This window comes from Mesotoga sp. HF07.pep.5.2.highcov (assembly GCF_003666285.1).
Taxonomy (GTDB): Bacteria; Thermotogota; Thermotogae; order Petrotogales; family Kosmotogaceae; genus Mesotoga; species Mesotoga prima.
On sequence record NZ_JFHJ01000311.1, the window covers coordinates 1 to 2,696 of the forward strand.

Here is a 2,696-nt window from a genome sequence, read left to right on the forward strand (position 1 = left end):
GGCGAACAGCCGTTCGCCCCTACAAAAGAACCGGATAATCATCTGTAATTGTCAGCCCGTAGCATTTCGAATAGGGGACTGATGGGCTTCTGACGTCCCCCCGTCCGTTACGCCTTCGGCAGGAGACAATTGCAGGTTCACCGTAAACGATTCTCCGAACTCCGAGCGAGAGGAGCAAAAGATATGCTGCACAGGAAGAACGTGAAGAGCCGGTAGACGATCCTCTTGATCAATGATCCCATTCAGAATCATGCACTTGTTATTGTTTTTCTGAGCGATTAGCCTACAGCGTTTCAAACAAGCGGTTCCTCCAGCGATAAGGGTCTTCATCTTGATCGTGCAGCAGTATTATAGAATAGTGTGTCGATTTCTTTCTGTAGGGGCGAACGGCTGTTCGCCCACGAGAGCTGATAAGGAAACAAGAGCAGCGGTTTCACAGATAGAAGATCCAGATCCTGTGCAGAAGCGCTCACAGGATGACGGCCATTCTATTTTCACGTCACTCAACTTCTTGTTGTTTTTCTGAGTGATTAGCCTACAGCGTTTCAAACAAGCGGTTCCTCCAGCGATAAGGGTCTTCATCTTGATCGTGCAGCAGTATTATAGAATAGTGTGTCGATTTCTTTCTGTAGGGGCGAACGGCTGTTCGCCCAAAAGAGTACTGATAAGGGAACCGAATAGGGGACTGACGGGCTCCTGACGTCTGTCCCCGTCTATTCGTAAGTCCCTCACTGCGTCTTCCCGAAACAAATGTGCCTTTGCGCAAATCAATCCTATTTGGTTTTCATAACCCAGTTTTGATAACCCGTTCTAGTTAACCCACATATTATAACCCGCTCTTTCCGTTCTTTTCTCATTGGACCGTTGACGGCTAATGATTATAAACTCTCTTCTTCTCACGAGCGAAGCGAGCGTCTCGACATTACATTTTCTCGATTAATCTTATCCAAGGATGGCTCTTCACAGCGATCAGCGTCTTCTAGCCAGCGTTCAGCGGATCTTGTGGCCAGCGAAGCGGAACTGGCCCTTGCGAAGCAAAGACTGACCACTAGAGGTGACTGGCTTGCTTCAGCAGACTAACGCATCCAATCATCCACATAATCCTTCTAAAGTGGTAATATATAGTAAGCAAATCTAACAAAGAAGGTCTTCCGGTTGAGAAAGAGAATCGTATTACTGCTGACTTACACATTCATAACTACGATAACTATCTCTATGTATCGTGTTGTCTATAACTTATATCTGAGGGAAATTGGTTTCTCAAATACCCTCATAGGCAGCGTCACTTCTGCTCAGTTGTGGGGCTCGGCGATCATTGGACTGCTCACAGCTGTTCTCGCGGATACTATTGGAAAGAAGAAGATTCTCTTTCTCTCTGCGATTGTAGTTCCCGTTTCTGGAATAGCACTTGCATTCGTTGTCGATCCGACGTTAATTATCGTTTTGTCATTCATCAAGGGTGGTTTCACAGTAACTGCCTTTACAGTGGTCATGGCGACAATGACAAGCATAACAAAGACGGGAAACAGGGCAAAGGTCTTCGGTTTGAATTTCGGGATCAACATGGCAAGCGGAGTCATCGGCAATTTCATTGGCGGGGCCTTTGGGGACCTCTTCGGTCTTCAAACAACTCTGATTATCTCTATGGTTGCACATTTACCGGCACTCATACCTGTAATCAGACTTGAGATGACGGAGTCGAGATCCAGATTGAAGGAGCTCTTCAACTTTTCGGGGCTCCAGCAAGACCAGCGAAAGGTGCTTACCTACTACTTCATTTCCACGGCAACCGTGGGTTTTGGAGCCGGGCTTTTCATTCACTTTGGAAATCTAATATTCAAGGACTTATTCAACATGTCGGCAACAGGTATCGGAATTGCCTTGTCAATTGCACAGCTTGGAACGGCAGCCGGTTCAACACTCTCGCACAAGCTGGGTAAACGCTTTGGGGCACTGAAGTTCAACCTGACAATGCAGTTGCTTGTTATCCCCTTGATGCTCTCTCTAGTGATTGTGAGAGAGCCGATTCTTTTCACGATACTCTATGCCTTCAGATTCGTCTTCATGAACATAACTAACCCGATCATGACCTCAATAATATTTTCGTATGTTCCAGATTCGAAGCTATCAACAGTATCGGGAATAAACGGATTTCTCAACAACACAGTCAGGGCAGTGGCTGCAATGATCTTCGGGTTCATAGTCGGCACTTCTATCAGCGGTTATACAGAGTTGTTCTTATTGAGCACTGCGTTTTATGCTGCAAATGCTTTCATCATCTTCCTGTTTTATCGGGATTTCAAGAATGAGCCTAGAGTCCTGGAACTGTATGATTCAAAGAGAACTGGGTGAAGTGCCGTTGTGGGTTGTTGTTGTGGGTTGTAGGTGAAAACCGGAGCTACTGAGGAGAATTCTTCGAAGATCTGTTACTGTTCACGTCTCCTCGTTCTTCTGATGCTTCTTTACGGGAGCTAATCATTGCCCATAAGTCAGGACCTAACGAAAGATAATGTGTTTCTCCTCTTCCCTCGACAATGTACGCTGTATTTGGCTCCTGATGATCCTGATCTTAACTCCTCCCTTGAGGAAGCTCATGACTACCCATAAGTCATAGAGCTAATGAGAAATGATATGATGCTCCTTCTCTCTCGACAACATACGCTGTGTTTGCCTCCTGATGATCCTGATCTTAAATC

The 2,696-nt window shown here is 45.9% G+C and carries 1 protein-coding gene; it reads left to right on the forward strand.

All coding sequences use genetic code 11. The annotated features are described in order from the left end of the window. The first annotated feature begins 1,155 nt into the window (after positions 1 to 1,155). Complete coding sequence (locus tag BG32_RS06905) at positions 1,156 to 2,352, forward strand: MFS transporter (RefSeq protein WP_121526601.1); 1,197 nt, start codon at positions 1,156 to 1,158, stop codon at positions 2,350 to 2,352. Positions 2,353 to 2,696: the final 344 nt, after the last annotated feature.